Genomic DNA, 25,951 nt, shown 5'->3' with positions numbered 1-25,951 from the left:
TGACGACCGGCGCCGGCAGGGGCCCCGAGCCGTCAGGAGTGGGATATTCCGGGCACCCCGGGCGTTCCCGCCACCACGGCGGCCGACGGCCGGATGGGGATCCTGTTCACGGGTCGGCCCGTCGCCGCGCGGACCGCCGAGGCCACCGCCGCCGGGGTGGTGACCACCGGGACGGCGCTCGCCGCCTTCGCGCCGAACGGGGCCACCACGTCCCGCTCCTCGACCAGCCGGACGATGCGGACCGCCGGGGCGTCCAGGGACGTCGGCAGGGCGTAGCCGGTCAGGTCGGGGTGGCGTACCAGGCCCGCGACCGAGCGGAGGTTCTCGGTCAGGGCGGCGCCGACGCCCTGGGTGACGCCCGCTTCGATACGGGCCTCGAGCTGGCGGGGGTTGAGGACGCGGCCGACGTCCTGGGCCACGGCCAGCTCCACGACGCGCACCGACCCGAGTTCGATGTCCACGTCGACCACGGCGCGGATGGCGCAGAAGGCGAGGCCGACGAAGGCGTCGCCCTGCCCGTCCGCGTCCAGCGGTTCGGTCGGGTGGGGGCGGCACTGGGCCGTCGCCCAGAGCTCCTTGCCCTGTATGGCCTCCGCGACCGTCATGGAGAAGGCGCCGTCGTACGACGTGATCCGGCCGTCCGCGATCTGGAGCAGCTCGGTGGACATGCCGAGCTTGTGGGCCATGGGCTGGAGGAGCTGCGTACGGACCATCTTGGCGGCCCGCTCGACGGCGCCGCCCGAGACCCAGGTGTGGCGGCCGTGGGCGGAGGGCCCGGCCGGCGGCTGGTCGGTGTCGACCGGGGCCGTCGACACCTCGTCGATGCCCAGGACTTCCTGGACGATCTGGCGGGCGAGGGTGGCGAAGCCCTGGCCGGTGTCGACGGCCGCGCAGATGACCGTGGCCGTGCCGTTCACCACCTTCACGGTCGCCGTGGAGACCTCGTCCGCGCCCTCGGCACCGAGCATGTGGACCATGCCCACGCCGTAGCCGACGCCGCGCCGCACCGCGCCCGGTTCGCCCGCGCCCTCGGGGCCGCCGGGCAGCAGCCACTCCTCCTCCGGGGTGTCCTTGGGGAGGGCGGGCAGCGGGTAGTCGCGGACGGCGCGCAGCAGTTCGGCCACGGGGGCGGGGCAGGTGACGGTCTGGCCGGTGGGGAGGAGGTCGCCGGTGGCCAGGACGTTGCGCATGCGCAGTTCCGCGCCGTCGATGCCGAGGGCGGCGGCGAGTTTGTCCATCTGGCCCTCGTAGGCGGCGCAGACCTGCATGGCGCCCTCGCCCCGGACGTGGCCGGAGGGCGGGTTGTTCGTACGGACGGCCCAGCCCTCGACGAAGGCGTGCGGGACGACGTACGGGCCGCAGGCGAAGGCCACGGCCGCCGCGAGGGACTCGGCGGAGGCGTCGGCGTAGGCGCCGGCGTCCATCAGGATCTGGGCCTCGACCTTGACCAGCCGGCCTTCGGCGTCGGCGTGGTGGCGGTAGCGCAGCAGGGTCGGGTGGCGGTGGGCGTGGCCGAGGAAGGACTCCTCGCGGGTGGCGGCCAGCTTCACCGGGCAGCCCGTGCGCAGGGCCAGCAGGCCGAGCGGCAGCTGGAAGGCGGCGTCCTCGCGGTCGGCGGTGGCGCCGGGAACGCCGGTGACGACGACCCGTACTCGGTCCGGTTCCAGGCCGAAGCAGGCGGCGGCGAGGTCGCGGTCGGTGTGCGGGTCGGTGGAGGCGGTGTAGAGCTCCACGCCGCCGTCGGGCCGGGGCACGGCGAGACCGGCCTCGGCGCCGATGGGCGCGGGGTCCTGGCGGCCGATCCGGTAGAGGCCCTCGACGACCACCTCGCCCGTCGCCTCGGGGTCGCCGTAGCGGAGCGGGATGTGGCGGATCAGGTTGCCGTCGGGGTGCAGCGGGGGTGCGCCGAAGGACTGCTCGGGGTCGGTGACGGCGTCCAGGAGTTCGTACTCGACCGTGATGGCGGCGGCGGCGAGGCGTGCCGTGTCGGGGTGGTCGGCGGCCACGGCGGCGATGGCCTCGCCGTGGTGGCGTACGACGTCGTGGGCGAAGACCGGCCGGTCGGCGATGCGCCGGCCGTGGGTGGTCGCGCCGGGGACGTCGGCGTGGGTGATGACGGCGCGCACGCCGGGCATCTCGGCGGCGGCCGAGGTGTCGATGGAGCGGATGCGGGCGTGGGCGTGCGGGGAGCGCAGCACGGCGGCCCACAGCAGGCCTTCGGCCCACAGGTCGGCGGCGTAGGGGAAGGTGCCCTCGGCCTTGGCGCGGGTGTCGGCGGCGGGGACGGAGACGCCGATTCCGCGTACGGGGCGCGGCTGTTCGGTGTCGCCGTCGGTGCCGAGGCTCACCGTCGCCATGGTGGTGGTCGTGGTGGTGCCGGCCGTCGCCGTGGCCGCGTCCTGGCCGCTCACGCCATGCCTCCGTTGTGCTGGTCGCCGTCGAGTCCGGTCGGGCCGTTGGGTCCGGCCGGGCCGGTCGGCTGGCCTTCGTGGCCGGTCGAGTGGCCTTCGTATCCGGTCGGCTGGCCGTCGAAGCCGGCTTGGCCGTCGTAGCCGGTCGTCTGGCCTTCGTAACCGGCCGGCTGGCCGTCGAAGCCGGCCGGCTGGCCGCCGGTTCCGTCGTAGCCGCCGGTCGGGCCGGCGTGGCCGCCCTGGCCGTCGTAGCCGCCGGTCGCGTCGTAGCCGTCCTGGCTGTCGAACACGCCGGAGCCCGGGTTCGCGCCGAAGGGGTCGAAGCCGTCCGTGGTGTGCGCCGCCGGGTGGATCGCGCCCTCGCCGGGCTGGGCCTGGTGCGGGATGAGCGCGTCGGACTGGGCGGCGTTCGCCTCGCGCTCGGCGACGACCTCGCGGACCGCCTCGATGACGCCCTTGTAGCCCGAGCAGCGGCAGAGGTTGCCGCACAGCGCCTGGCGGGTCTCCAGGTCGCTGGGGGCGTGGTTGCCCTCCAGCAGGTCATGGATGGTCATGGCCATGCCTGGCACGCAGAACCCGCACTGCACCCCGCCCGACCGGCACAACGCCTGCTGCACGTCGGAGAGTTCCCCACCGCTCGCGAGGCCCTCGACGGTCCGCACCTCGCTGCCGGCCGCCGTCGCCGCAGGGACCAGGCAGGAGGCGACGAGCCGCCCGTCGACCTGGACCGCGCAGGCCCCGCACTCGCCCTGCGAGCAGCCGTCCTTGGCGCCGGCCAGGCCGAGGCGCTCGCGCAGCACGTAGAGGAGGGACTCGCCGATCCACGCCCCGGTGACGGGCCGGTCGGCGCCGTTGACGCGCAGGACGTAGGAAGCCGCCGGATGCTCGTGGTGGGCGACGGCGGGGGCGCCCTCTTGTCCGTACGCGGTCTCCTGCACCGGGAAACCCCCGGCATCGCCCTCGCCCGGAGGTGTCACACCGCTGTCGGCGCCGCCGTCACCCGGCACGGGCGCGGCCTCCGCTGCGGCCGGAGCCTCCACCGGAGCCCCCACCGGAGCCTCCGGAGCCGCGGCCGAAGCCGCCGGATCCGCCGCCGGGGCCTGTGCGAAGCCGTGTCCGGTGGCCTCCGCGCCGGCGTCCCCGGCCGGGCGCGGCCGCTCGCCCTCGACCGGCATCTCCGCCGGGCCGTGGGAGGCCTCGATGTCCGGGGCGGCGGCGGGCACGGCCTCGGGCTCCGGCCCGGCCGTCTGGAGGTGGCCCTCGGGCAGCGGGGTGCCCACACCGGGGCCGCCCAGCACCCTGGGCCCGCGTCCGAGGGAGCCGGGGCCGGTGGCCGCACCCGCGGCCCCGCCGGGGACGACACCGGAGCTCAGCAGCACGCCGGGGTCCGCCTCGGGCGGCGTCCAGGGGGCGGAGGCGCCGCCGGGCAGCGTCGTCGGGGCGTCCGGGCGCCAGCCGCCGTCCAGGGCGGGGTCGTGCGCACCGCCGGGCAGCGTCCACTGCCCGGTGGCCGTCGGGTCCTCGGAGCGGTGCACCGCCTCGGGGAAGTGCCACTCGGCGGTCGAGCCGGAATCCTGGCCGGCGTGCGGTTCGGCGTACGGGTCCGCGTACGGATCGGCCTGCGCGGCCCCGCCCTGCGGGTCCACGCGCATCCCGCCGCCCAGCGTGCCGTGCGGCCCGCCCTGCGGGTCCACGCGCATCCCGCCGCCCAGCGTGCCGTGCGGCCCGCCGTGCGCGTCGGCGTGCGTCCCCGCGCCCGTCCCGCCCTGCGGTTCCGCGTCGGGTTCCCCGGCGGGCCCGGCCGCCGCGAAGGCGGCGGCCACCGACGCCGGGAGCGGGATCGACGCCGGGATCGGCGCACGGGCGGGCGCCTGCGGGCCAGGGCCGGCGCCCGGGCCGGCGCCCGCGCCGGGGCCCGTCCCCGAACCGGCGTCCGGCCACTGCACCGGCATCGTCCAGGTACCGGTGGCGGAGGGGTCCGCGCTGCCCGATCCGAGGGGCAGGATCATCGGCGGCGGCACGAAGCCGTGCCCGGGCGCCGCCAGCGGTTCCCCGCTGTCGAGCGCGTCCAGCATGTCCTGCGGCAGCTGCACGAAGGCCGTGGCCTCGTGGTCGTACTCGCCGCCCTGTGGCACCGGCTCCCAGCCCCAGCCGTTCCCGGCGCCGGCCCCGGCAGCGTTCCCCGTCGTTCCGCTCACGTTCTCGTTCTCACTCATGAGGTCAGCGCCCTCCCCAGGGCCCTGCGCGCCAGCACGGCCACCGTCCGGCGCAGATGGAGTACTCCGGAGGACGTCTGTTCCCCCTGGTCGGGCACGCATGCGGCCGCGACGTACTCGCCGAAGGCCTCCAGCGCCTCGGGGGCCAGGCCGCGGTCCCCGTCCCAGTCGATCAGCGAGGCCACCCACTGCTCGGCCTCCAGCGGCCGCAGCGGCATGGGGGCCACCGCGCCGATCGCGCACCGCACGCCCCGGCGCGCGGGGTCCAGGACGAGCCCGACGGACGCCAGCGCGCGCCCCGGTCCCGTGCGGCCCGTGGCCTTCAGGAACACCTGCGGAGCGTGCAGCAGCGGCACGCGCACGAAGCCGATCAGTTCGCCCGGCCGCAGCATGTCGCGTCCGGCCAGCAGGTGGGAGACGGGGATCTCGCGCCGGGAGCTGCCGGAGTCGCCGAGGCTGCCGGGTCCGACGATCACCAGCTCCGCCTCCAGGGCGGCCAGCACCGGCAGGGCGTCGCCGGTCGGCGCGGCCGAGGCGATGTTGCCGCCGAGGGTGCCGGCGTTGCGGATCTGCGGGGGGCCCGCGGCCCGGGCGGCGGCGGCCAGTGCCGGGATGAGGGCGGCGAAATCCGGCCGTCCCATCCGGGCGTGGGTCAGTCCGGCGCCGAGCAGCGCGTGCCCGTCCTGGTACTGCCAGCCGCGGATCTCGTTGATCCGGCCGAGGCCGACCAGGGCGGCGGGGCGCAGCAGCCCGGCGTTGACGGCGGCCATGAGGTCGGTGCCGCCCGCCACGGGCACGGCCGCGGGCATGGCGGCGAGTGCCGCGACGGCCTCGTCGAGCGAGGCCGGCAGCGTCACGGACTGCGCCCGCTGCGCCTGCGGCTCCTGAGCCGGATGCGGTGCGTGCGGCCCCTGAGCCGAATGCGGTGTGTGCGGTGCGTGCGTGGTCAACCCGGCTGCCCCTTCCCGATGTCCCGGTCCCGGCGCTCACGCCTGTCCGCCGTACGGTACGTGCTCACCGCCGGGACGTGGCAACTCTGGCACATCTTCGGGGACGCCCGGCGCGAGGGTCGCCCGCGTACGGGGCGCCGCCGCGCGCTCCGCCGCCGGCCGGGCGGAGCCGGGGCGCGGCGTGCGGCCGGGGCCGTGCCCCACCCGCGCACATCCACCCATGACGTCCGTTTTCCCCCGTATACGGCTTCTTTGAGGCAGAGTTCCAGTGGTTCCCGAAGAGTTCCGCTTCCGGACGGGCGGGGGCGGAGCGCCCCCCGTGCCCCCGGCTCACACGATCGGGGGCGCGCCTTCGATCGGGCGTCCGGACACTCCGGGCCGCCGCTGCCAGGGCAGCGGTCCGGCCGGTGGCCGGTAGCCGACCCCGAGGGCGTCCAGGCGCGCCAGGTGGGCGGTCGCGCGCGCCTCGAAGCCGGCCCAGTCACGGGATTCCGGTTCCGGCAGCCGCGACCACACCGTCTCGGCGAAGGCGGCCAGCCGGGGGAACACCTGGTAGTCGACGCGGGCCTGGTTGTCCATCACCTCGGTCCACACGTTGGCCTGGGCGCCGAGCACGTGTGCGGCGGCCTCCGGTGACAGGTGCGGCGGCACGGGCTCGAAGCGGTAGACGTCCTCGAGCGTGCGCACGTATCCGATGGGCACCGGCTCGTCGGGCCCCGGCGCCTGACGGTGGTCCAGGTACACCTGCTGCTCGGGACACATCACCACGTCGTGTCCGGCCTCGGCGGCGGCGACGCCGCCCGCGTAGCCGCGCCAGGAGGACACGGCCGCGCCGTCGGCGAGGCCGCCCTCCAGGATCTCGTCCCAGCCGATGAGGCGGCGGCCGCGGGCCGCGAGCCAGCCGTCGAAGTGCCGGACGAACCACGCCTGGAGGCCGTCCTCCCCGTCCACGCCCAGCTCGCGGATGCGCGCCTGCGCGGCCGGCGAGGCCCGCCACTGCGCCTTGGGGCACTCGTCGCCGCCGATGTGCACGAACGGCGAGACCTCGGCCGGGAAGAGCTCCAGCAGCTCCTCGAAGACCCCTTCGTAGAAGCGCAGTACGTCCTCGGTCGGGGCGAGGACGTTCTCGCTGATGCCCCAGTCGTCCCACACGCCGAGCGTCCGGGTGTCCACGACGTCGGTGTTGCCGAGCCAGGGGTAGGCGGCGATCGCGGCCTGGGAGTGCCCGGGGACGTCGATCTCGGGGACGACCCGTACGTGCCGCTCCGCCGCGTACGCGACGATCTCGCGGATGTCGTCCTGGGTGTAGAAGCCGCCGTGCGGGGTGTCGTTCCACAGGGGGGAGGCCCGGTGGCCCCACCGGCTGCGCGCCCGCCAGGCGCCGGTCCCGGTGAGGCGGGGGTGGCGCCTGATCTCGACGCGCCAGCCCTGGTCGTCCGTCAGGTGCAGGTGCAGGACGTTCAGCTTGTGGGCGGTGAGCAGGTCGATGTGGCGCAGTACGCCGCCCTTGGGCGTGAAGTGCCGGGCGACGTCGAGCATCATGCCGCGCCAGCCGAAGCGGGGGGCGTCGGTGACCGCCGCGTACGGCAGGCTCCACGCGCGTCCGGGGCGCAGCGGCGCCCGGCGGTACGCGTCGGGCCCGAGCAGCTGACGCAGCGTCTGGGCGCCCCAGAACAGCCCGGCCGCGTCCCCGCCGGTCAGGTCCACCCCGTCGGCGCCGACGCCGAGCCGGTACGCCTCGGGGCCGAGCCCGTGTGCTCCCCCGGCTTCGATCCTCAGCCGTACGTCGCCCCGCGCGCCGGGGGCGGGCGCCGGCAGCGTCCATCCGGTGGCGGCGCCGACCTCCCGGCGCAGCCAGCGCGCGACGCCCTCGGCGCCGGGCCCGGTGCCGAGCACCGGCTCGGGACCGAAGGCGTAGCGGCGTCCGTCCGGGTCGGGAACGGCGCTCGCGGGCAGCGGGATCAGGTCCATGGGTCAGCCCTCCGGGGCAGCCTGCCGGTCGCCCCCGGACGGCGGCGGCAGCCGGCCCGGCGTGCCGCGCGCGATTCCCGTTCCGCGGGGCGACGCTCGTCGCGCCGACCCTAACGCGGCCCGCGCGCACGGCGAAGGCCCCCGGGCGCTCTCGCGCGCACCGGGGGCCTTCGTCGGCGGAGGCCGGAACCGTCCTACTTGTCCTTGCCGCCCTTGTCCTTGTCGCCGCCGGCGCCCATGGACTCGTAGATCTCCTTGCACATGGGGCAGACGGGGTACTTCTTCGGGTCGCGGCCCGGGACCCACACCTTGCCGCACAGCGCGACGACGGGGGTGCCGTCGAGCGCGCTCGCCATGATCTTGTCCTTCTGGACGTAGTGGGCGAAGCGCTCGTGGTCGCCGTCGCCGTGGGACACCTGCGGCGTCGGTTCTACGAGGGTCCCCGTACCAGTCCCGCGCTCGGGCTCAAGAGTGCTCATAAATCCAGGGTACTGAACGCCGCCGGGGTCAGTTCAGCGACGGGTCGTCCAGATAGGTGGCGACCATGGCGAGCTCGCTGCGCTGGCGGCGCAGCACCGCCCGCCAGAGCCGTTCGGGGTCGGGGTGGGAGACGTCGCCCGGTTCGGAGTCGACGACGTACCAGGCGCCGTGGGCCAGCTCCTCCTCCAGCTGGCCGGGGCCCCATCCGGAGTAGCCGGCGAAGATGCGCAGGGCCCCGAGGGCGGTGGCGAGCAGTTCGGGCGGGGTCTCCAGGTCGACGAGGCCGATCGCCCCGTGCACCCGGCGCCAGCCGAGCGGGCCCTCGTCGCCGGGGATGACCGCGACCCCGAGGGCCGAGTCGAGCGCGACGGGCCCGCCCTGGAACACCACTCCGGGGTCGCCGGCCAGCGGGGCCCAGGGGAGCAGGATGTCGCGGACGTCCACGGGGGTGGGCCGGTTGAGGACCACGCCGAGGGAGCCCTGCTCGTCGTGGTCGAGCAGCAGGACCACCGCGCGGTCGAAATTCGGGTCCGCGAGGGCGGGGGTGGCCACGAGCAGCCGCCCTGTGAGGGAGGACACCTCGGTCATGCGCACATGATCCCGCACAATCGCCCTCCGGGGGGAGCGGGCGGCGGTACCGGATCACGCGCAGCTCAGGGCGCACGGCGGCAGGGAGGAGCGCGCGCCGCCCCGCGCGCCGGAACACGACGCTCCGCTACCTGGCGGACACCCAGGGTGCTCTGCCGTATTCATGACAGTCCTACGGCCCCGTCACCCATACAAACATGGGGGTGGTGGCCCTTACCCTTACGTCTGGTCCCCTGCCCATCCACTCCGGAACGCGAGATCCATGACCGGCAACGATGTCCTGCTTGTCCACGGCGGAACCCCGCTCGAGGGCGAGATCCGTGTCCGCGGTGCGAAGAACCTCGTGCCGAAGGCCATGGTGGCCGCCCTGCTCGGCAGCGAGCCGAGCCGGCTGCGCAATGTTCCCGACATCCGTGACGTGCGGGTCGTGCGCGGTCTGCTCCAGCTGCACGGTGTGACCGTGCGCCCCGGCGAGGAGCCGGGCGAGCTGATCCTCGACCCGACCTACGTCGAGAGCGCGAACGTCGCCGACATCGACGCGCACGCGGGCTCCTCCCGCATCCCGATCCTCTTCTGCGGCCCCCTGCTGCACCGCCTCGGCCACGCCTTCATCCCGGGCCTGGGCGGCTGCGACATCGGCGGCCGGCCGATCGACTTCCACTTCGACGTGCTCCGCCAGTTCGGCGCGACCATCGAGAAGCGCGAAGGCGGCCAGTACCTGGAGGCGCCGCAGCGCCTGCGCGGATGCAAGATCCGCCTGCCCTACCCCTCGGTCGGCTCGACCGAGCAGGTCCTGCTGACGGCCGTCCTGGCCGAGGGCGTGACCGAGCTCAGCAACGCCGCCGTCGAACCGGAGATCGAGGACCTCATCTGCGTACTGCAGAAGATGGGCGCGATCATCTCCATGGACACCGACCGGACCATCCGGATCACCGGTGTCGACCGCCTGAGCGGTTACAACCACCAGGCGCTCCCGGACCGTCTCGAGGCCGCCTCGTGGGCGTCCGCGGCCCTGGCGACCGGCGGCAACATCTACGTCCGCGGGGCGCAGCAGCGCTCGATGATGACCTTCCTGAACACGTACCGGAAGGTCGGCGGCGCCTTCGAGATCGACGACGAGGGCATCCGCTTCTGGCACCCGGGCGGCCCGCTGAAGGCGATCGCGCTGGAGACGGACGTGCACCCCGGTTTCCAGACCGACTGGCAGCAGCCGCTGGTCGTCGCCCTGACGCAGGCCACGGGCCTGTCGATCGTGCACGAGACGGTGTACGAGTCGCGGCTGGGCTTCACCTCCGCGCTCAACCAGATGGGCGCGCACATCCAGCTGTACCGCGAGTGCCTGGGCGGCAGCGCCTGCCGCTTCGGCCAGCGCAACTTCCTGCACTCGGCGGTCGTTTCGGGCCCGACCAAGCTGCAGGGCGCCGACCTGGTCATCCCCGACCTGCGCGGCGGGTTCTCGTACCTGATCGCGGCGCTGGCGGCCGAGGGCACCTCGCGCGTCCACGGCATCGACCTGATCAACCGCGGCTACGAGAACTTCATGGAGAAGCTCGTGGAGCTCGGCGCCAAGGTCGAGCTGCCGAACGGCGACCTGGTCTGACGGACCGGTCCGGACATCCCCTCCGGGGCCCCGCGGGGGCCCCGGAAAGGCCTGAGGGCGGCCACCCCGTACGGGGTGGCCGCCCTCGGCCGTTCTACGTACCACTGCCGTCCCGGGGGCCTGTGCGGCCCTCGGCACAAGGGCGGTACTACTTGCCCTTGGCGGCTTCCTTGAGCTTGGAGCCCGCGGAGACCTTCACGCTGTAGCCGGCCGGGATCTGGATGGGGTCGCCGGTCTGCGGGTTGCGCGCGGTGCGAGCGGCACGGTGGGTGCGCTCGAAGGTCAGGAAGCCGGGGATGGTGACCTTCTCGTCGCCCTTGGCGACGATCTCGCCGACGGTCTCGGCGAGCGCGGCCAGAACGGCGTCGGCGTCCTTGCGGGTCACCTCGGCGCGCTCGGACAGAGCGGCCACCAGCTCACTGCGGTTCATGTTGTACTCCCGTGTTCAACTTGCCTTAGAGGCGTGAGATCGAAGCCGATGCTGCCAGGGCCCTAGGACAGTCCCCGGACCCGGGTCTGAACGTCAGACCCTCTCGCCCGGATACGCATCCTGCCCCCACCAGCGGCGGGAAAGCCAATCCGGCACCCGCCAGGGTCACACGAAAAGCGCCACAGTCACGCCGCGGTGACGCTCCGTCCGCACCCGGGGCTCCGGTGGATGCGGACCGCGGGCCACGCGGGCATCGCCGCAACCCTATGGGCGCCCCGCCGGGCCCGCATCCCGCGACGCGCCGGGATCAGACCGTGGGCCCCGTCACAGCGGGGGCCTGCGCGGCCTGGGCGGCCTTGCGGACGGCGCCCGCGACGGCTCCGGCGACCTTGTCGTTGAAGACGGACGGGATGATGTAGTTCGCGTTCAGCTCGTCCTGGCCCACGACGTCGGCGAGGGCGGCCGCGGCGGCCAGCATCATGTCGGTGTTCACGGTGCGCGACTGGGCGTCGAGCAGACCGCGGAAGACGCCCGGGAAGACCAGCACGTTGTTGATCTGGTTCGGGAAGTCCGAGCGGCCGGTGGCCACGACGGCGGCGGTCTGGCGGGCGATGGCCGGATCCACCTCCGGATCCGGGTTCGCGAGAGCGAACACGATGGCGCCCTCCGCCATGGCGGCGACGTCCTCGCCGGAGAGCACGTTCGGGGCCGAGACGCCGATGAAGACGTCGGCGCCGACCACGGCCTCCTTGAGGGTGCCGGTGTAGCCCTCGGGGTTGGTGTTGTCGGCGATCCAGCGCAGCGGGGAGTCGGCGTCCGCGTCGACGAGGTCGGGGCGGCCGGCGTGCACGACGCCGTGGATGTCGGCGCTGACGGCGTTCTTGACGCCCGCCGCGAGGAGCAGCTTGAGGATGGCCGTACCGGCCGCGCCGGCGCCCGACATGACGACCTTCACATCGCCAACTGCCTTGCCCACCACGCGAAGCGCGTTGGTCAGGGCGGCGAGGACGACGATGGCGGTGCCGTGCTGGTCGTCGTGGAAGACGGGGATGTCGAGGGCCTCGCGCAGGCGGGCCTCGATCTCGAAGCAGCGCGGCGCGGAGATGTCCTCCAGGTTGATGCCGGCGAAGCCCGGGGCCATCGCCTTGACGATGGCGACGATCTCGTCGGCGTCCTGGGTGTCGAGGCAGATCGGCCAGGCGTCGATCCCGGCGAAGCGCTTGAAGAGGGCCGCCTTGCCCTCCATGACGGGCAGCGCGGCCATCGGACCGATGTTGCCCAGGCCCAGGACGGCGGAGCCGTCGGTCACGACTGCGACGGAGTTGCGCTTGATGGTGAGGCGGCGCGCGTCCTCGGGGTTCTCGGCGATGGCCATGCACACGCGGGCCACGCCCGGGGTGTAGATCATCGACAGGTCGTCACGGTTGCGGATGGGGTGCTTGGACGACATCTCGATCTTGCCGCCGAGGTGCATCAGGAAGGTGCGGTCGGAGACCTTGCCGAGGCTGACGCCCTCGATGCCGCGGAGCTTCTCGACGATCTCGTCGGCGTGCGCGGTGGAGGTGGCGGCGATGGTGACGTCGATGCGGAGCTTCTCGTGCCCCGAGGCGGTGACGTCGAGGCCGGTGACCGACCCTCCGGAAGACTCCACGGCGGTGGTGAGCTGGGAGACCGCGGTTCCGCTCGCGGGCACTTCCAGGCGGACCGTCATCGAATACGAGACGCTGGGCGCCGTTGCCATGGCCGTGTTTCCTCTTCTGTCCCTGGTTTCGCTGTACCTACAGGGCCCGCGCGTCCCGCCCGGTGGGGGCGGCCTGCGGCAGGCCTGTTGTCCGATCGTCCCACCTACCAGCCGGTACAAGGTAACCAGCTACAAATTTCGGAAAGACTCTTCCACCATACGAGAGATCACGGGCGCGTGGAATGGCGGGTGGGCACAAAAACAGGTCCGCGCCCCCCAGCGGGGAGCGCGGACCTGAACTGGACTAAGACACCGACCCGCCATGCTCGCCTCGCGGCAAGTGGTCGCTCTGAGCGACGAAGGTTGGGCCCGGGGGCTTGGATCGAGCCGGTGTCCTCACCAGGCTAACAAAGGATCGCCGGAAGCGGTCCCCCTCCCGCGACTTGGACTCCCGGATCACGCGCCTGGCCGCGGGCCGTCCGGGGAAGGCCGGAATCCGGTCACGGGGAGGCCGGGCCGCGGTCGGGCCGCGGCCAGGCGGGGACGGGGTGCGGGCGGGCCCCCTCCGGGACGGGCCGCCGTTGGGGGGCGGGCCGCCGTTGGAGGCGCGCCGGCGTTACGGGCGCAGGAGTTCCGGGACCCCGTCCGCGTCCGGCTTGTCGCCGGCCGCCGAGACCACCGTCAGCTGCTGCGTCGCGCGGGTCAGCGCCACGTACAGCACCCGCAGGCCCGCCGGGGACTCCTCGGCGATCTCCGCCGGGGAGACGACCACGGTGGCGTCGTACTCCAGCCCCTTCGCCTCCAGGCTGCCCAGCGCCACCGCCCGCTCGCCCAGGTCCGCCAGCCAGCCCGCCGCCTCCGCGCGCCGGTCCATGGCCACGACCACGCCGACGGTCCCGTCCACCTGCGCCAGCAGCCGGCGGGTCTCCTCCAGCACCGTGGCGCCCAGGTCCTCGCCGGCCGCCGTGAAGCGGGGCTCCAGGCCCGTGGAACGCACCGCCGTCGGCGGCTCCATGCCCGGCATCGCCCGCGCCAGCACCCGGGCGGCGACCTCGGCGACCTCGGCCGGGTTGCGGTAGTTCACCGTCAGCGTGAACCGCCGGCGCGGCCGGCTCCCCAGGGCCTCGTCGCGGGCGGCGGCCGCCTCGTCGGGGTCGGTCCAGGAGGACTGCGCCGGGTCGCCGACCACCGTCCAGGTGCCCGTACGGCCCCGCCGGCCCACCATCCGCCACTGCATCGGCGTCAGGTCCTGCGCCTCGTCCACGATCACGTGCGCGTACTCGGTCCGCTCGGCCGCGATCCGCTCGGCCCGCTCCCACTGGGTCTCCTCGCGGGTCGGCATCAGCTCCTCCAGCCCGCTGAGCTGGTCCAGCGGGTCCATCTCCCGCTTCCGCTTCGGCCGTGCCGGCGCCCCCAGGAGCTGCTGGAGCTCGTCCAGCAGCGCCACGTCGTGCACGGAGAGGGGGCCCGAGCCGTCCGGGCCGACCCGGCGCAGCGAACGCGCCAGCTGGCGGGTCTCGCGCGGGTTCAGGTCCCGGCGCGACCAGCGGCCCAGCCGTCGTTCGTCCGCCATGGCGGCCAGCACCCGGCGCGGGGTCAGCTCCGGCCACCAGGCGTTCAGGAAGCCGAGGAAGTCGTCCTCGGTGGAGACGTCCTCGTCGAACGCGCTGCGCAGCTCGGCCGCCAGCTCCGGGTCGCTGTGCCGGCCGGACGCGCCCGTCTTCGCGTACAGGGCGTCGAGCAGCAGCTTGCGGGCGCGCGGGCGCAGCAGGTTCACGGGGGCGGTCCCGCCGAGCACGTTCTGCCGGATCCGGTTCAGCTCCGGGGCCTCCAGCTCGACGCGCCGGCCGAAGGCCACCACGCGCAGCCGCTCGGGCGCGTCACCGAGCTCCAGGGCGCCCCGTACGGCCTTGCGGAGCACCTTGAGCATCCGGGAGGAGCCCTTGATCCGGGCCACGGACGGCTCGTCGTACGTGCTCGCCTCGGCCCCGTCGACGAGGGAACCGAGCGCCCGGATGGCGACCTGGCCCTCCTCGCCGAGCGAGGGCAGCACGCCCTCCGTGTAGGCGACCAGGAGGGGCGTCGGGGAGACGATCAGGATGCCGCCGGAGTAGCGGCGCCGGTCGTGGTAGAGGAGGTACGCGGCCCGGTGCAGGGCGACGGCGGTCTTGCCGGTGCCCGGCCCGCCGGCCACCTCGGCGACGGAGGCGGCGGGAGCCCGGATGACCAGGTCCTGCTCGGCCTGGATGGAGGAGACGATGTCCCGCATGGTGTGCGTACGGGCCCGCCCGAGCGCGGCCATCAGCGCGCCGTCGCCGATGGCGGGCAGCTCCCGGCCGTCGAGGGAGGCGGTGACCTCCGGGCGCATGAGGTCGTCCTCGACGCCGAGCACCTTGCGGCCCTTGGAGCGGATCACGCGGCGGCGGATGACGCGGCCGGGGTCCTTGGGCGTGGACCGGTAGAACGGCGCGGCGGCCGGGGCGCGCCAGTCGATCACCAGCGGCGAGTAGTCGGAGTCGAGCACGCCGATGCGCCCGATGTGCAGGGTCTCGGCGATGTCGGCGGTGAGGTCGTCGCGGATCGCGTCGTCGGCGGGTTCGACGGAGGTGTACGCCCCGTCCGGGCCGCGCTCCCCGTCCTTGCCGAGGACGAGGTCGATGCGGCCGAAGAGGAAGTCCTCGAACTCGTTGTTCAGCCGGTTGAGGTGGATCCCGGCGCGGAAGACCTGCGCGTCCCGCTCGGCGAGCGCGCCGGGCGTGCCGACCTGCCCGCGCTGGGCGGCGTCGTTCATGAGGAACTCGGCCTCGTGGATCTTCTCCTCAAGGCGTCGGTACACCTGATCGAGATGCGTCTGCTCGACCGCGATCTCCCGATCGCGGACGGAATCCGCCGTGCTGTCGACAGCGGCATTCTGCGCGGCCACCAAGGCCCCCTTCTGACGTGCATGGGCGACCGTCAACCGTACGCGAATCCGCCCCCTCTCCGCACGCCGGTCCCGGGACGGGGGCGGAGGGGCCGTGTCCCCCGGACCGGGGGCGAGGAGGGCACGGGGGTTTCCCGTCAGTCCCCTCGTCCTTCCGTGTCGGGCCGGCCAGGAAAGACGAGGACTGCCGGGAACCCCCCGAAAGAACGGCACGGCCGAAGGGGAAGGGACCCCCGTATCAGCGATGAGACGGGGGGCCGGGCCCTGCCCGCGTCCCGCATGCGGGCTCCCCGGAGCCCCTCGGCGGGCCACCCTCGCGCGTCAGATCGCTACGCGCTCCCCCTGGCATGGCGTCCGGCGGCCGTCCGGGGCCGCTCCCCGCACCTGATGTCGATCAGGGCGGGGATCAGAGCCGGCGGGCGAGGACCTGGCCCGGCCAGGCGCCGGACAGGAAGCTGTCGGTGCGGGTGAAACCGTTGCGCTCGTAGAAGGCCACCAGTTCACCCCCGCCGCCCGCCCAGCAGTCGACCCGGAGGAGGTCGAGGCCGGCGCGGCGGGTCTCGTCGGCGGCGTGCGCCAGCAGGACCGCCCCCACACCCAGACCCGCGTGGCGGCGGTCGGAGACGAGCAGGCGGACGTACCGCTCGGGTTCCCCCGCCGGAGCGATCGGCATCTGCGGACTGGGACCGGAGTCCAGGACCATGGCGCCCACGGGGACCCCGTCCAGCTCCGCGATGTACGGGCTGTTTTCGGTCAGGTACCGGTCGACGCGCTCCACACCACCGGGCTTCTGCGAGTAGGGAGTGGTCCCCCACTGCTCGGTGTTGCCCCAGGCGTTCATCCAGGCCACGGCGCCGTCGAGCATGCCGAGGACGGCGGGCGCGTCGTCCGGGCCGCCCGGTCGGATCCGTATGTCGTGTGTGGTGTCGTTCACGGCTGAAGCCTAGGGTCTGGCAGCAGCCGGTGAAGCGGCGCGGGAGGGGGCGGTCCGTATGTTCGAGATCATGACCGGAGTGGCGTGGCTGCTCCTGCTGGCCGGTGCCGCCCTGCGCCTTCGCCCCGGCCCCGACCGGCTCGGCCGTCGGCTCTCCCCCGCCGAGGTGGCCCTGCTGCGCGGGGGTGGGCGGGCTGCCGCGCAGACGGGGATGGTCGAGCTGTATCTGGCCGGTTCGATCGAGGCCGGCTGGCGGCAGACCGTCCGGCCGGCCAAGCCCCTTCTGCCCCTGCCCTGTTCGGAGGTGGCACGCGCCCAGCACCACGCGCTCTACGGGGCGCGGCACCCGCGCCGCCTGCTGCGCGACAGCGAGCGGGTGCAGGAGGCCATCCGCACCATGTCGACGGAGCTGGAGCGGGCGCGGCTGATGGTGTCCCGCAGACGCGTGTGGTGCGTACGCCTCCTGCTGCTCCCGGTGTTCGCCGCCGTTCCGTTCGGCTCGCGGGCGGAAGGGTGGCTGCTGCTCGACCTCCTCGCCGCTCTCGGCGCGGCGGCGTTGTGGGTATGGCCCCGGCGCACCCTGCGCGGCTCGGCGCTCCTCGCGAAGATGCGCCTCGACCACGCGGGCGCGCGCGGGGCGACCGAGCGGGAGCCGGACCGACTACTCTTGAGCATTGGCCTGTTCGGCACCCCGGCACTCCGCGCCCAGCTCCCCAGGTTCGCCGAGGAGAGCGGCCTACTGACCCGCCCCCCGAGGGAGCCCATGGACCGAGGCGGCGGCGGCTCCGGCGAACCCTTCGCCAGCTGCGGCGGCTGAAGTAGGCGTCAGCCCTTCTGTGCGCCCACGGCCTGCGCCCGCTCGCGCAGGTCCCTGACCGCCCGGACACCGCCGTGCGGCCGCAGCCTGAGGTTCATCACCTCGAAGTGCTCGTCGCCCCGAGCGGAAGAGAGGGCCTCGTACTCGTCCAGGAAACGGCCCCAGGATTCGCACGCGGCCTCGACGTGCCCGATCGACAGCTGCCTCTGGGCGAGGACCCCGTAGGCGTGCAGGCGCCCCTGCCGCTCGTTCGCGGGCTGGACCCGGATCGATTCCCGCAGGGTCCGTACGGAGCCCGCCACGTCCTTGGTCTCGTTCAGGACGTGAGCGACGTGGAACAGGTAGGCGGTCCGGTCGTAGCCGCCGATCGACTCCCGCCGGTCGTCCGCCCGCGCGAGCGCCTCTTCGGCCTCCCGCAGCCGCACGAAGGCCTGCCTCTTGTCCCCCACCATCGCCGCGCCGTGCGCCTGCTGCCCGCGCAGGAACGCCACGAGCCGCGGTCCGGCCGCAGGCGCCGCTTCCGCCGCCGAATCGGCGAGTTCCAGGGCACGTCGGCCGTAGCCGAGATTGGATGCCTGGAGCGACATGCCGCGCAGGGTCCGGCAGTACGTGACGTGCTCCTCCGCCTCTCCGGCGAGCTTGAGCGCGGACACGTAGTACTCCTGGCCGAGCCGGTGCTGGCGCTCGTACATCGCCATCCACCCGGTGAGGTACACGAGATCGGAAGCCGCGGCGAGCAGGCTCCGCCGCACCGGAGCCGCCGCTTCGGCCTTGAGCCACGGCCCCACGGTGTTCACGAGGAACGCCGCCGCCATCGGCCTGGCATGGCCGGCGCCGAGCTCGTCGAGGATGCCGGCGATCCGGTCCGTCATCGCCACCACCGCGTCCACCTGTGCCGGCCCGACCCGCGTGGTCGCCTTTCCCGGCCGCACCGGATCAGGGCTGTCGGCCCGCGCGAGGGCCGGGAACAAGGGGATGGCGAGCGCGGCGGAGAAGACACCCGCCGCGACCACCCGCCGCCGGGACGGATCCATGTCTGCCCTTCCAAGGTCCACGAGGTCCCGGACAGTGTCCTCCCCCACCGAACCGCCCGGCGGCGTGAGCCCCGCCTCGGCATAAGTGACCGGCCGCGCCAGTTTCCGCTCGAACGCCTCGATGATCAGCGCCCTGACCTGCGGCCGGGGCTGGTGCCCCGCCACCCACTGCGACACGGCGGGCTGACCGTACTTGAGCGCGAGCCCGGCCTCGGCACCCACACGGTTGACGATCGAGGCGAACTGGCTTCTTGACCATCCGGCCTGCTCAAGCAGCGTCATGAGACCGGTGTTGGGTGTGCGTGCGCGTCGCGCCATGAGCAACTCCCACAAGTGCATGGCTTGCATGCTTCTCCGACCCTCCAACGGTACTCGCGCAGACGCTTCTCGCGGTTACCTCTACACACCGACCGGTGACGGAACGGTAGTTGGCGACACAGGGAGCGACCCATGACCAGTCGAATCATTCACGTCTACGCCCGCGGCGTATGGGGGATCGACACTTCGAGCGATCCCCGGCTCGGGCTGGAGGCCGCCTTCGCGCCCACCCAGGACCTCCTCGACCGCGCACGGTCCGGCTGGCAGCGCTTCGTCGCCTCCCTCGAGGAGTCCTCCGATGACTGAACGCTACGAGTACGTCCCCCACCGCCTGCTCCGCCGTCGTGTCCGTGACATCGCCTCCGGTACCGAAGGTGAGCTGATGGCGGTGATCAACGAAAACGTCTCGGACACCGGCGTCGAGCGCTGGATGGAACTCGCCTACATCCGCAACGCGACCGGCCGTGAATTCACCACGTCCGTGGACAACATCCAGCCCGCCTTTGACCGCCCCCAACCGACGACCGGACGCCGAGACCAGAGCAACGCGTAGCGATCTGACGCGCCCACCGCTCCCGGATGGGGCTCTGATCGACATTCCGTGCAGGTATCAGCCCCGGACGGTCGCCGGACGCTAAGCCATGGGGAGCGCGTAGCGATCTGACGCGCCCGGGTGGACCGCCGGGCGTCTCCGAGGGCTTGCATGCGGGACACGGGCAGGGCCCGCCCACCCCGCCTCATCGCTGATGCGGGAGTCCTTCCCCTCTGGACCGTCCCGTTTCTTTGGGGGGTTCTCGGCAGTCCTTGTCTTTCCGGGGCGGGACGGTCGGTCAAGGGTGGCCGAAGGCCATCGCGTAGCGACGCGACGAAGGAGCGCCCTTGAGGGACCGGCCCGACACGGAAGGACGATGGGACTGACGGGAAACCCCCAAACCAGCCCTGACACCGCCCCGCCAAAACCCCGCCCCCGCCCCCGCACCCCCACCCCCGCACCCCCCTACGCCTCCACCACCTCCACCTCCCGCACCCGTACCCGGCGCCGGTGGCGGGCCACGCGCTCGCGGTTGCCGCACAGTTCGCTCGAGCACCACCGCCGGCGGTGGCCGCGGGAGGTATCCAGGTAGAGGCGGGCGCAGCCGTCGCCCTCGCAGGTGCGCAGGAGGGCCAGGTCGCCGGGGTCGGTGAGGAGTTCCACCGCGTCCCGGGCCACCGTGGCCAGCATCCCGGCGCACTCCACCCCGCCGCACAGTTCCCGGACGAGGTGGCCCTCCGGGTCCCGTACCGCGCACACGCCCGGCGGCGGTCCGGCGGCGGCGGCGTTCACCCGGGCCAGGGCGTCCTCCTCCGGGGCCGTGCCGGACAGTTCGGCCCGTACCAGGGTGGCCACGTCGTGGCGCAGGGCGCGGAAGGCCTCCACCCAGTCGGGCCCGAGCCGGCCGAGCGGGGTCCGGTCGGGGACCAGCCCGGCGCCGACCAGCCACAGGCGCAGCTCGTCGCCGTCACGGAGGGCCTCCCGGCATCCGGAACCGGCCGTCGGGGGCGTATGGGTGGCCAGCAGGTCGAGACAGACCCGCCCGGAGTCGAACCACATGCCCGTCACCGCCTCGTCGCCGTGGGACTGGGTCGCCTCCCCAGAGTGCCGTCGGCGGCCGTGAAGCGGAAGCCCCCGCGCGGGGCCCCGTGGGCCTTCCCCCGGGCCCCCCTTCCCGTTCCCCTCTCCCTCCCCCTCCCCCTCCCCCTACGCCTTCCCCGGCGCCTCGTCGTGCAGCACCCGCTGGAACAGGCGGTGGTCGCGCCAGGCCCCGTTGATGTGGAGGTAGCGGGGGGCGAGGCCGATCTCGGTGAATCCGGCCTTGGCCAGGACCCGCATGGAGGCGTGGTTGTCGACCAGCGTCTGGGCCTCGATCCGGTGCAGCCCGAGCTCGTCACGGGCGGTGCGGCAGAGTTCCTCCAGCGCGGCGGTGGCCAGCCCCCTGCCGTGCCAGCCGGGATCGACCCAGTAGCCGACGCCGCCGCTGCACAGGGGACCCCGGGCGATGCCGCCGAGGTTCATCGCGCCGACGACCGCGCCTCCCGCCACCTCGACGAGCACGTACGGCACGAGCCGTCCCCCGTCGCGCTCCTCGAGCATGCCCTCGATGCGGGCCCGCTGCCCCGCCTCGGTGTAGTACTCCTCGGGCCGCGAGGGCTCGTACGGCGCCATGTGGGCGCGGCTGCGCAGCAGTACGTCGGCCAGCCCGGCGGCGTCCTCGGCCGCGAGCCCCCTCATCTCCACCCCGTCAATGATCATCCGGGCACGCTAACGGACCCCCGCGCCCGGGTTCCAGCCCTCGCCCTCCCCCGCGTCGAGGGAGAGCCGGTACCCCCGCTTGACCACGGTCTGGATCAGCCGCGGCATCCCCAGGGCCGCGCGCAGCCGGGCCATCGCGGTCTCCACGGCGTGCTCGTCGGTGCCCGCCCCCGGCAGCGCCCGCAGCAGATCGGCCCGGGACACCACCCAGCCGGGCCGCCGGGCGAGTGCCGCGAGCAGGGCCATCCCGGCGGGCGGGACCGGGCGCAGCCCGTCGTCGACGAGGACGGCGTGCCCGCGGATCTCCAGCCGGTGTCCGGCGACGGGCAGCACCCGCGCCCGGCCGGGGAGTTCCTTGCACAGCACCTGCACCAGCGGCCCGAGCCGGAACCGCTCCGGCTGTACGGTCTCCACCCCCTCGGCCTGGAGCGGCAGCGCCGTGACGGGCCCGACGCACGCCGCGAGGACCGGCCCGCGCAGGGCCTCCAGTACGGCTTCGCGCAGGCCCCGTTCCGCCGCCCGGGACAGCAGGGACGCCGCGGCCGGCGCCGAGGTGAAGCTGACGGCGTCCACCGCCCCGACGGCCACCGCGTCCAGCAGCCGGTCCAGCGGGGCGGGGTCCTCGGGCGGCATCCACCGGTACACCGGTACCGGCACCACCTCGGCCCCTCCGTCGCGCAGCGCCTCGACGAACCCGGGCAGTGGTTCGCCGTGCAGCTGGAGCGCGATCCGCCGCCCGGCGACGCCGCCGGACAGCAGCCGGTCCAGTACCTCGGCGAGGGATTCGGACTGCGGGGACCAGGTCTCCACGAGGCCGGCGGCCCGTACGGCTCCCTTGACCTTGGGGCCGCGCGCCAGGAGTTCGGTGGCGCGGAGCCGTTCCAGCAGTTCCTCCCCGACGCCCCAGCCGTCGGCGGCCTCGATCCAGCCGCGGAAGCCGATGGCGGTGGTGGCGACGACGGCGTCCGGCGGGTTGTCGACGAGTTCCTTGGTGGCGGCCATCAGTTCCGTGTCGTCGGCGAGCGGCACGATCCGCAGGGCCGGGGCGTGGATGACGGCGGCTCCACGCCGGCGCAGCAGGGCGATCAGTTCGTCCGCGCGCCGGGCGGCGGTGACTCCGACGGTGAATCCGGCGAGGGGACCGTGCGTAGCGTCGTCCATCGTGGTGACCTGCCTTGCCCTGGGGGTTCGTGCGTCGGGGAGGTTCCGAGCCTGCCAAGGCGTCGTGTCAGGCTCGGTTCCACCGTATTTCAGGCCAGTTAACCGGCCTGGCCACCGCCTCACACCGAGGGGGTGAGCTGTGCCTTCTCCTCGTGCCCCTCCTCGTGCCTCTCCTCGTGCCTCTCCTCCTGCCCCTCCTCGTGCCCCTCCTCGTCCCCGGCTGCGGGGGACGGTGCGGTCGCGGGGCGGCGAAGGTATACCGCCCAGGTGACCGCGCAGCACACCGCGTAAAAGCCGAGGAAGGTGGTGAAGGCGGCGGTGCCGGAGCCGGAGCTGGTGAAGGCTTCGCGGAAGACCAGGTTGATGGCGAGGCCGCCGAGGGCGCCGACGGCTCCGATCAGGCCCATGGAGGCCCCCGACAGGCGCCGTCCGTGCGCGGCGGCCTCCTCGCCGTCCAGGCCCCGGGCGAGGGCCTTGGCCTGGAAGATGCCGGGGATCATCTTGTAGGTGGAGCCGTTGCCGAGCCCGCTGAGCGCGAACAGGGCGACGAATCCGACGAGGAAGACCGGCAGGGACTCCCGTACGGAGGCCAGCACCACCACTCCGGTCGCGGCGGCCATCGCCACGAAGGCGGCCAGGGTGATCCGGGCGCCGCCGAAGCGGTCGGCGAGCGCGCCGCCGACGGGCCGGACGAGGGATCCGAGGAGGGGGCCGATGAAGGTGAGGGAGGCGGCCTGGAGCGGGGTCCGGCCGAACTGGGTCTGGAGGACCAGCCCGAAGGCGAAGCTGTAGCCGATGAAGGAGCCGAAGGTGCCGATGTACAGGAAGGCCATGATCCAGGTGTGGGCGTCCCGGGCGGCTTCGAGGACGGCGCCGGAGTCGTTCCGTACGGGCGCCAGGTTGTCCATGCGTACGAGGGCCAGTGCGGCGGCGGCCACGATCAGCGGGAGGTAGATCCCGAGCAGCAGCCGGGGGTGTCCGGCTCCGGCGGTGCTGATGACCAGCAGGGCGACGAGCTGGACCACGGGGACGCCGATGTTGCCGCCGCCCGCGTTGAGGCCGAGTGCCCAGCCCTTCTTGCGGAGCGGGAAGAAGGCGTTGATGTTCGTCATCGAGGAGGCGAAGTTGCCGCCGCCGACGCCGGTGAGGGCGGCCACGGCCAGGAAGGTGCCGTACGAGGTGCCGGGCTCCATGACGACCAGCGCGGCGACGGTCGGCGCGAGGAGCAGCAGGGCGCTGACGACGGTCCAGTTGCGGCCGCCGAAGCGGGCGACGGCGAAGGTGTAGGGGATGCGTACGAGGGCCCCGACGAAGGTGGCGGTGCCGATGAGGAAGAACTTTCCGGCCGGGTCGATGCCGTACTGGGGGCCCATGAAGAGCACCATCACGGACCACAGCGACCAGATGGAGAAGCCGATGTGCTCGGAGAGCACGGAGTAGAGGAGGTTGCGGCGGGCGATCCGTTCCCCGGTCTCCCGCCAGAACGTCTCGTCCTCGGGCTCCCACCGCTCGATCCAGCGGCCCCCCTTGCGCGGTGCGGTCGTACCGGTCATCACACGCCTCCACAAGCTGTCGCGTCCGTGGGGACGAGGCTAGGAACGGCGCGTTTCGGCCCCGGTCCCCGCCGGATGACCGGCGGGAAACCTTGCACTCACCCGCCGTCCGGGGCGGGTGTGAGCGCCGCCGGGAGCCAGCTGTCCGGGGGGACGTCCAGCCAGCCGCCGGCGGTCTGGAGTTCGGTGGCCGCGCGGTCGAGGGCGTCGAGGCCGGGGTGGCGCAGGCCCTTGCGCCACACCATCGACAGCGGGGACAGCGGTACGGGGTCCACGAGCGGGCGTTTCACGCACCCGGGCATGTCGAGGAAGCCGACGGTCGCCAGGACGGGGTTGCGGGTCTTGGTCATGACCCGGCGGAACTCCTCCTTGCCCATGGCCACGGGGGCGGGCGGGGCGAGGGCGATGTCCCGCCCGGCGAACAGTTCGCGGGCCAGCCCGGTCCACTCCAGGGTCCGCGGGTTCCCCGCCCCGGCGTACACGGTCTCCCCGGCGAGCGCGGCCAGCGGTACGGCGTCCGACGCGGCCAGCGGGTGGTCCTCCGGGAGCACCACGGCGAGGGGTTCGTAGCGGACGGGGCGGTGGGCGAGCCGGGCGCGCAGCGCGGGTGCGAGCCCGGCGGCGTACCCGAAGGAGACGTCGAGCCGCCCGGCGGCGATCTCGGTGGCGGCATGGGTGAGGCCGCTCTCGAAGCGGGCCATCAGCTCGCAGCCGGGGGCGAGTTCGCGGGCCCGTTCCAGGACCCGCCGGCCGGTGCTGGGGCCGTCGGTGTTGGTGTCGACGAGCAGGGCGCGGGGCGGTCCGGTGAAGGCGGCGGCGAGTTCCTCGTGGGCGCGCAGCACGTCGCGGGCGTGGGGCAGCAGCCGCTCCCCGTCGGCGGTCAGCTCGACCGTGCGGGTGGTGCGCAGGAACAGCGGTGTGCCCAGGACCTGTTCGAGTCGGCGGACGTCGCGGCTGAGGGCCTGCTGGGCGGTGTAGAGGCGGGCGGCGGCGCGGGAGAAGTGCAGTTCCTCGGCGACCGCGAGGAAGCCGCGCAGCAGCCGGGGGTCGACGTCACGGGCGGTCATCCCCGGAGATTAACAACAGGAGGGCGTGAATGGCTCCGGAAGAGGTGTTGGACCGCCGCCGGGCACGGGCCGCAGGCTCGTGGCATGCCGTACGAATCCCCGCTCATGGCCGTGACGGGCAGCACCCTAGTCCTGGCCGCCCCCGCCCCCGCCCCCGCCGGGCCCACGCCGTCCCGCGCCCGCGCCGCCGTCCCGCCCCCGCCCGGCGCCCCGGCCGCGCCCGCCCTGGAAGCCCCCGCCGCCGCCCGCGCGGCCGCCTCCCGCACCCGCGGCCCGTACGCCCGCCTGTTCACCCGCCCCGGTACGCGCGGCTTCACCGCCGGGAACCTGCTGGCCCGGCTGCCCATGGGCATGTTCGGGGTCAGCGCCGTGATGATGATCGCCGGGCAGCGGGGCTCGTACGCCCTCGCCGGCGCGGTCACCGCCACCGGCCTGGCCGCCACCGCGCTGCTCGCGCCCTGGACGGCCCGGCTGATCGACCGGTACGGGCAGGCGCGGATCGCCGTACCGGCCACGGTGATCGCCGTTCTCGGCTCGCTCTCCCTGATCGTGTGCGTGCGTACGCAGGCCCCCGCCTGGACCCTCTTCGCCTCGTACGCGGCCACCGCGACGACCCCCAACATCGGCGGCATGTCCCGGGCCCGCTGGACCCACCTGCTGCCCCCGGCCGAGCACCACACCGCGATGTCCCTCGAACAGGCCGCCGACGAGCTGTGCTTCATGCTCGGGCCGGTCCTCGCGGCCTTCCTGTGCACCGCCGCCTTCCCCGAGGCGGGCACCCTGACCGGGGCGGCCCTGCTGCTCACTGGGATGCTGGTGTTCACCGCGCACCGGGCCACCGAACCCCCCGCCACCGGCACACCGGCCGCCGCGCACGGCCCGTCCCCGCTGCGCGCCCTGCTCCCGCTGCTCGGCCTGCTCCTCGCCACGGGGGCGGTGTTCGGCTCGATGGAGGTCGCCTCCATCGCCCACCTCGCCGCCCTGGGCCTCGGCGGCACTTCGGGCGCGGTGCTGGCCCTCCAGGCGGCCGGCTCCTGCGCCGCCGGCCTCCTGTACGGCACCCGCCGCCCCCGGAGCCTGCGCACCTGCCTGCTCGCGCTGGCCGCGGCGATGGCGCTGCCCTGGGCGGCGGCCGCCACCGGGTCCCTGCCGCCGCTGGCCGTGGCGCTGCTGCTGGCCGGCATGGCCACGGCGCCGGTGATGGTGAACGCGATGGCGCTGGTGCAGCGGGCCACTCCGCCCGGCCGCCTCAACGAGGGCATGAGCCTCGCCGTCACCGCGATCATGGCCGGGATCGCCGTCGGCTCCGCCGGCGCCGGGCAGGCCGTCGACCGCCTGGGCTCCACGGCGGCCTACGCCCTCCCGGCAGCCGCCGCCCTGCTCGCACTGTCCGTATCGGCCACAATCTCCAGATTTATCCGTATTGTTCCGGCGGGTGGGTGACACACCCGCGTGGTAACGCACCGCACCTCCGCGTGATCCCCCATAACTGGGGGTGCTTTCCCCAGCGCCCTTCCTTTCGCGGAG

General features: G+C 74.1%; 21 protein-coding genes. 5 read left to right on the top strand and 16 right to left on the bottom strand.

All coding sequences use genetic code 11. The annotated features are described in order from the left end of the window. Positions 1 to 32: 32 nt before the first annotated feature. From ACZ514_RS19610 to ACZ514_RS19585, 6 genes are all read right to left on the bottom strand, one after another. Positions 33 to 2,357 (bottom strand): xanthine dehydrogenase family protein molybdopterin-binding subunit, encoded by a 2,325-nt coding sequence (locus ACZ514_RS19610; protein ID WP_469125325.1) that lies wholly within the window; start codon positions 2,355 to 2,357, stop codon positions 33 to 35. 50 nt (positions 2,358 to 2,407) lie between these two features. Continuing rightward, complete coding sequence (locus tag ACZ514_RS19605) at positions 2,408 to 4,627, bottom strand: (2Fe-2S)-binding protein (protein WP_469125245.1); 2,220 nt, start codon at positions 4,625 to 4,627, stop codon at positions 2,408 to 2,410. After that, positions 4,624 to 5,484, bottom strand: a complete 861-nt coding sequence (locus tag ACZ514_RS19600) for an FAD binding domain-containing protein (protein WP_468171733.1) — start codon at positions 5,482 to 5,484, stop codon at positions 4,624 to 4,626. Before ACZ514_RS19600 ends, ACZ514_RS19605 begins: the two co-directional genes overlap by 4 nt. A gap of 423 nt (positions 5,485 to 5,907) precedes the next feature. Then, positions 5,908 to 7,548 (bottom strand): beta-N-acetylhexosaminidase, encoded by a 1,641-nt coding sequence (locus tag ACZ514_RS19595; RefSeq protein WP_469125244.1) that lies wholly within the window; start codon positions 7,546 to 7,548, stop codon positions 5,908 to 5,910. A gap of 194 nt (positions 7,549 to 7,742) precedes the next feature. Continuing rightward, positions 7,743 to 8,027, bottom strand: a complete 285-nt coding sequence (locus tag ACZ514_RS19590) for a DUF3039 domain-containing protein (protein WP_007264396.1) — start codon at positions 8,025 to 8,027, stop codon at positions 7,743 to 7,745. Between the two features lie 28 nt (positions 8,028 to 8,055). Further along, positions 8,056 to 8,616 carry a YqgE/AlgH family protein gene (locus tag ACZ514_RS19585; RefSeq protein WP_468171728.1) on the bottom strand — a complete coding sequence of 187 codons (561 nt, stop codon included), beginning with the start codon at positions 8,614 to 8,616 and terminating at the stop codon, positions 8,056 to 8,058. A 262-nt stretch (positions 8,617 to 8,878) separates the two neighbouring features. Between ACZ514_RS19585 and murA the strand changes: the two genes are divergently transcribed. Continuing rightward, positions 8,879 to 10,216, top strand: coding sequence for a UDP-N-acetylglucosamine 1-carboxyvinyltransferase (murA, locus tag ACZ514_RS19580; RefSeq protein WP_388940874.1), 1,338 nt, complete (start codon positions 8,879 to 8,881; stop codon positions 10,214 to 10,216). A gap of 148 nt (positions 10,217 to 10,364) precedes the next feature. Here the strand turns inward: murA and ACZ514_RS19575 are convergent, their stop codons facing one another. The 4 genes from ACZ514_RS19575 to ACZ514_RS19560 all read right to left on the bottom strand — a co-directional run bounded on the left by ACZ514_RS19575 (position 10,365) and on the right by ACZ514_RS19560 (position 16,184). Continuing rightward, positions 10,365 to 10,646, bottom strand: coding sequence for an HU family DNA-binding protein (locus tag ACZ514_RS19575; protein WP_007264399.1), 282 nt, complete (start codon positions 10,644 to 10,646; stop codon positions 10,365 to 10,367). Between the two features lie 307 nt (positions 10,647 to 10,953). Further along, a complete protein-coding gene (locus ACZ514_RS19570) occupies positions 10,954 to 12,387 on the bottom strand; it encodes an NAD-dependent malic enzyme (protein WP_467894520.1) in 1,434 nt (477 codons plus the stop codon). 556 nt (positions 12,388 to 12,943) lie between these two features. Beyond that, entirely contained in the window at positions 12,944 to 15,250 is a 2,307-nt protein-coding gene (locus tag ACZ514_RS19565) for a HelD family protein (protein ID WP_468171724.1), read from the bottom strand. 406 nt (positions 15,251 to 15,656) lie between these two features. Next, the gene (locus tag ACZ514_RS19560; RefSeq protein WP_469125243.1) at positions 15,657 to 16,184 is read right to left on the bottom strand and encodes a GNAT family N-acetyltransferase; all 528 of its coding nucleotides are present in this window, start codon (positions 16,182 to 16,184) and stop codon (positions 15,657 to 15,659) included. 70 nt (positions 16,185 to 16,254) lie between these two features. Here ACZ514_RS19560 and ACZ514_RS19555 point away from each other — a divergent pair, with 70 nt between their 5' ends. Further along, entirely contained in the window at positions 16,255 to 17,001 is a 747-nt protein-coding gene (locus tag ACZ514_RS19555; RefSeq protein ID WP_469125242.1) for a TIGR04222 domain-containing membrane protein, read from the top strand. Between the two features lie 8 nt (positions 17,002 to 17,009). Here the strand turns inward: ACZ514_RS19555 and ACZ514_RS19550 are convergent, their stop codons facing one another. Beyond that, positions 17,010 to 18,353, bottom strand: a complete 1,344-nt coding sequence (locus ACZ514_RS19550) for a hypothetical protein (protein ID WP_468701298.1) — start codon at positions 18,351 to 18,353, stop codon at positions 17,010 to 17,012. Between the two features lie 132 nt (positions 18,354 to 18,485). On the opposite strand from ACZ514_RS19550, the gene ACZ514_RS19545 reads away from it, so the two are divergent. Both ACZ514_RS19545 and ACZ514_RS19540 read left to right on the top strand, forming a co-directional pair. Then, positions 18,486 to 18,659, top strand: a complete 174-nt coding sequence (locus ACZ514_RS19545; RefSeq protein ID WP_468171712.1) for a hypothetical protein — start codon at positions 18,486 to 18,488, stop codon at positions 18,657 to 18,659. Then, positions 18,652 to 18,906 (top strand): hypothetical protein, encoded by a 255-nt coding sequence (locus ACZ514_RS19540; protein WP_469125241.1) that lies wholly within the window; start codon positions 18,652 to 18,654, stop codon positions 18,904 to 18,906. The genes ACZ514_RS19545 and ACZ514_RS19540 overlap by 8 nt, the downstream gene beginning before the upstream one ends. Before the next feature lie 444 nt (positions 18,907 to 19,350). Here the strand turns inward: ACZ514_RS19540 and ACZ514_RS19535 are convergent, their stop codons facing one another. The 5 genes from ACZ514_RS19535 to ACZ514_RS19515 all read right to left on the bottom strand — a co-directional run bounded on the left by ACZ514_RS19535 (position 19,351) and on the right by ACZ514_RS19515 (position 24,424). Then, on the bottom strand, positions 19,351 to 19,944 hold the full coding sequence (locus tag ACZ514_RS19535; RefSeq protein ID WP_468171706.1) for a CGNR zinc finger domain-containing protein: 594 nt from the start codon (positions 19,942 to 19,944) through the stop codon (positions 19,351 to 19,353). Positions 19,945 to 20,091: 147 nt separating this feature from the next. Continuing rightward, positions 20,092 to 20,643, bottom strand: coding sequence for a GNAT family N-acetyltransferase (locus ACZ514_RS19530; protein WP_468701293.1), 552 nt, complete (start codon positions 20,641 to 20,643; stop codon positions 20,092 to 20,094). Between the two features lie 9 nt (positions 20,644 to 20,652). Further along, a complete protein-coding gene (locus tag ACZ514_RS19525) occupies positions 20,653 to 21,804 on the bottom strand; it encodes a uroporphyrinogen-III synthase (protein ID WP_468171700.1) in 1,152 nt (383 codons plus the stop codon). Between the two features lie 119 nt (positions 21,805 to 21,923). Further along, positions 21,924 to 23,357, bottom strand: a complete 1,434-nt coding sequence (locus ACZ514_RS19520) for a nitrate/nitrite transporter (protein ID WP_469125240.1) — start codon at positions 23,355 to 23,357, stop codon at positions 21,924 to 21,926. Between the two features lie 98 nt (positions 23,358 to 23,455). Then, the gene (locus tag ACZ514_RS19515; protein ID WP_468171694.1) at positions 23,456 to 24,424 is read right to left on the bottom strand and encodes a LysR family transcriptional regulator; all 969 of its coding nucleotides are present in this window, start codon (positions 24,422 to 24,424) and stop codon (positions 23,456 to 23,458) included. A gap of 84 nt (positions 24,425 to 24,508) precedes the next feature. Here ACZ514_RS19515 and ACZ514_RS19510 point away from each other — a divergent pair, with 84 nt between their 5' ends. Beyond that, complete coding sequence (locus tag ACZ514_RS19510; protein WP_469125239.1) at positions 24,509 to 25,867, top strand: MFS transporter; 1,359 nt, start codon at positions 24,509 to 24,511, stop codon at positions 25,865 to 25,867. Positions 25,868 to 25,951: the final 84 nt, after the last annotated feature.

The organism is Streptomyces sp. NPDC034086 (assembly GCF_055575515.1).
The sequence above is the reverse complement of the archived record's forward strand: the minus strand, read 5'-3'. Positions and strand labels throughout refer to the sequence as shown.